This window comes from Nocardia tenerifensis NBRC 101015 (assembly GCF_000308715.1).
GTDB classification, from domain to species: Bacteria; Actinomycetota; Actinomycetes; order Mycobacteriales; family Mycobacteriaceae; genus Nocardia; species Nocardia tenerifensis.
Genome location: NZ_BAGH01000491.1, coordinates 1 through 3,620 on the forward strand (window position 1 = coordinate 1; position 3,620 = coordinate 3,620).

Below are 3,620 nucleotides of genomic sequence, written 5' to 3' on the forward strand. Positions count from 1 at the left end.
ACCGGGTCGAACTGGCGAACACCCAGTACTACGGCTGGGGGCTGCGCAACCGGGCCGCACTGCTGCCGACGGTCGCCCAACTCACCGTCGCGCAGCAGGCCGTTGCCCGCGCCGAGACGAAGTACGCGGGCGGCCCCGAACTGGTCTACGTAACGGCGGACTACTTCGCCGAACGGCCGAAGCCGTGCATGGACGGTTGGGGCAGACTGCAACTGACGGTCACCCCGGAGGGCAACGTGCTGCCCTGCCCGGCCGCCTCGGCCATCACCACCCTCCCGGTCGAGAACGTGCTGCGGCGTCCGCTGGCCGAGATCTGGTATGAATCGAAGGCCTTCAACGCCTTTCGCGGCACCGACTGGATGCCCGAACCGTGCCGCTCCTGCCCCGAGCGCTTCACCGACTTCGGCGGCTGCCGGTGCCAGGCGTTCCAGCTCACCGGCGACGCCGCGGCCACCGACCCGGTCTGCGGGTTCTCTCCGCACCGCCCGCGAGTGGACGCCGTGCTACTCGGAGATCCGGTGCGGGACTTCGTGATGCGCGAGCACACCGCGTCATGCGAGTGATTCTGCTCGGCACGGCGGCGGGCGGCGGCTTCCCCCAGTGGAACTGCGCCTGCGCCCTGTGCCACGCCGCCCACCGCGGCCTGCTGCGGTCACGCGGTCAGGACTGCGTCGCCGTCAGCGGCGATTCCCGAGACTGGTGGCTGCTCAACGCTTCTCCGGACATCCGCACCCAACTGCTCGCCACGCCGGCGCTGCGGCCCGGCCCCGGGCCACGCGACACTCCCGTGCGCGGCGTGCTGCTCACCGACGCCGAGATCGATCACACGCTCGGCCTGACCATCCTGCGCGGCGCCGCCGAGCTGACCGTCTACGCCGCTCCCCCGGTGAGAGACGCGCTCACGACGGACCTGCCGCTGCGCGGCCTGCTCGACCGCTACGCGCCGATCGCATGGCGCGACAGCACCTCCGCACCAAGCGGTTTCGAGTTGGCGGGCGGTCTCCGCGTCCGGGCCTGCCCGGTCGGCGTCAAGGCTCCGAAGTTCGTCACGGAGGCGTCGACCGACGCGCCCTGGGTGACGGCCTTACGCGTCGAGGACGTCGCCACCGGCGGCGTGCTGGTGTACGCCCCATGCCTGAGCGGTTGGTCGGCCACGCTGGACGACCTGCTGGCGTCGGCCACCTGCGCCCTGGTGGACGGCACGTTCTTCAGCGCCGACGAGTTCGGCACGGCGGTCGGCGCATCGAGCCGAGCTGGGCAAGCGCTGATGGGCCACCTGCCGATATCGGGATCGGGCGGGTCACTAGCCGCCCTCGCCCGCCATCGGCGACCGCGCCGAATCTACACGCACCTCAACAACACCAACCCGCTGCTCGATCCGTCCGCACCCGAGACCACACTGGTCCGTCGGGCAGGCGTCGAAATCCTGGACGACGGAACCGAATTCGACGTGTGACAGACGGTCCTCACGGTAAACCGAAGGCCAGCAGCACATTCCCCGGCATGCCGGTCGTGATCGGGTGTCCGTACCCGGAGTTCGTGTACAGCATGCCGTTCGCGACGACCGCGCCATTGCCATTGAGGCCGCCGCCCAGCCCCGGCACGCCGTTCACCGTGTGGAAGTGCACCTTCGCCGTGTTGTACTCCCACAGGATCGCCCCGGTCTCGGCCGAGAACACGCGCATCTTGCCGTCCATGCTGCCCTCGTAGACCAGGCCCGGCGAGGAGGAGACGGCGTTGGGCATGGACTCCTGGCAGAACGGATCCATCGGCACCGGCGGCACGTCGATCAGGCAGCCGTCGGGCGGATTCGGCGTCCGCCAAAGCACCTGTCCCGTAGCGGGATCCAGCGCGAACAAGGTGCCCGGGTTCGCGCCGTAGGTCGCCACGTACAGCCACCGCCCGTCGTAGCTCGCACCCCACTGGATTCCGGCCAGCGACTCCGCGCCCTCGATGGGCAGCGGCGAGGTCGGCACCGACAGCTGCGTCTGCCAGATCACCGCCCCGGTGGCGGCGTCGAGCAGATGGTAGATGCCGGTCTTCTGCCCCGCGCCGACGACCTTGCGGCCGCCGATCTCGAAGATGTTCGCGTGCGCGCCGAAGTCGAAGTCGCGCCCCGGAATCGGGCAGGCGCCACCGGCCGGTGGGATGATGCAGCGCACGTTCCAGGTGTCGTCGGGCGTGAGCGAGTTGACCCAGCGGCGCCGGCCGGTGTCGATGTCGATCGCGCCGATGGACTCGGCGTCGTCGGGCGTGCCGGTGTAGGGATTGCCCGAGGTGTAATACAGCGTGCGCGTCGCCGGGTCGATGGTGGGCGAGGACCAGATCGCCCCGCCGCTGGGGCTGAAGGTCGGCCCCGGCGGGCCCGTGCGCGTCGTCGGCTCCGCGAGGACGGAGTACCGCCACTGCACCGCACCGGTCGTCGCGTCCACCGAGACGACGCTGCCGCGGAAGGTGCAGCACGGGTACAGCGGATCCGCGGCGCCGCCGGCCTCCTCCTGACTCGAAGTTCCTATGTAGACATGGTTTTCGAATACCAGTGGCGAGCTGGTGATGATCGAGAGCGGGTGGTCGTCGAGCCTGGTGTGCCAGCGCTGCGTGCCCGTCGCGGCGTCGACCGCCCAGAGATTGGCCGCGTTGTCACCGAAGTAGACGACGCCGCCGACCACCGCGGGGCCGTCGCGCAGTCCGTAGCCCGGGAGGTGTTCGAGCGCCGTTCCGGTGTCGAATACCCATCGGGTGGCACCGGTTTCGGCGTCGAGCGCGTACATCTTGCCATCGCGCCCACCCGAGTAGAGCGTGCCGTTCACCACCGCGGGCTGACTGGACTGCGCGATGGCGCCGGGAAACGCGAAGGCCCACTTCAACTTCAGCGCGCCCACGTTCGCCGGCGTCAGTATCGTCTCGTTCGCGTTGTACCGCGACCCCGGGGAGTCGAACTGCCACATCGGCCAGTCGCTCCTCGCGACGACGGGCTGACCCGAACCGGCGGCGGGCACCAGCAGCAGCGCCGCGACAGCCAACACGACTGCGCGCAGGTACGCGACGCCGCCCCCGGCCCGCCCCAGGGCCGTGACGATAGATCCGGTCTGCACGGTCGCTCCTCGGCCCGACGATATGACTTGGCTATGAACTCACCGATAGTGACGCACGTTACAGTCCCCGAGCCGGAATCGCGGCACAACGCACCGCGTGCCGCCTGCGATATCGGCCCGTGGCTAGGACTGCAACTCGGCCAATCGCCGTTGCGCGCCGGCCAGCTTCTCGCCGTAGGTCGCATGGTCGAGCTGATCGAGCGCGGTGTAGAGGTCCACCGCCTCGGCGGCCAACGGAACCGCGCGCGGCTGCTGACCGGTGGCGACGAGGAATTCGACCGTCGGCCACACCAGCCACTCGGCCAGCCTCGGCCGGTACGACGGTGCGCGGGCGGTGAGCGGGCGCAGGTCGTCGGTGGCGCTCACCGCCAGAGCGGCGGCCTTGGCGTGCAGTTCCGGTTTGGCCCAGAGGCCCTCCGCGAGCACGATCTGGGCCCAGGAGATCCGGAAGGCGAGCTCGTCGTCGGCCGGATTCTCCTGCGCGAGAGCGCGATACAGGTTGATCGACTCCGTGCCGCAAGCCTC

Annotated in this window: 4 protein-coding genes; 2 read left to right on the forward strand and 2 right to left on the reverse strand. The window is 70.0% G+C overall.

Translation table 11 applies throughout. The features are described from left to right. On the forward strand, positions 1 to 563 hold a 563-nt coding region (locus tag ON39_RS34340; RefSeq protein ID WP_040740469.1), incomplete at its 5' end, for an SPASM domain-containing protein. Next, the gene (gene pqqB / locus ON39_RS34345) at positions 554 to 1,456 is read left to right on the forward strand and encodes a pyrroloquinoline quinone biosynthesis protein PqqB (RefSeq protein ID WP_040740470.1); all 903 of its coding nucleotides are present in this window, start codon (positions 554 to 556) and stop codon (positions 1,454 to 1,456) included. The genes ON39_RS34340 and pqqB, both read left to right, overlap by 10 nt. Positions 1,457 to 1,466: 10 nt before the next feature. Here pqqB and ON39_RS34350 read toward each other — a convergent pair whose 3' ends face one another. Continuing rightward, positions 1,467 to 3,095, reverse strand: a complete 1,629-nt coding sequence (locus ON39_RS34350) for an outer membrane protein assembly factor BamB family protein (protein ID WP_211336450.1) — start codon at positions 3,093 to 3,095, stop codon at positions 1,467 to 1,469. 123 nt (positions 3,096 to 3,218) lie between these two features. Then, positions 3,219 to 3,620: hypothetical protein (locus ON39_RS34355; protein WP_040740471.1), on the reverse strand; the 402-nt coding region annotated here is incomplete at its 5' end.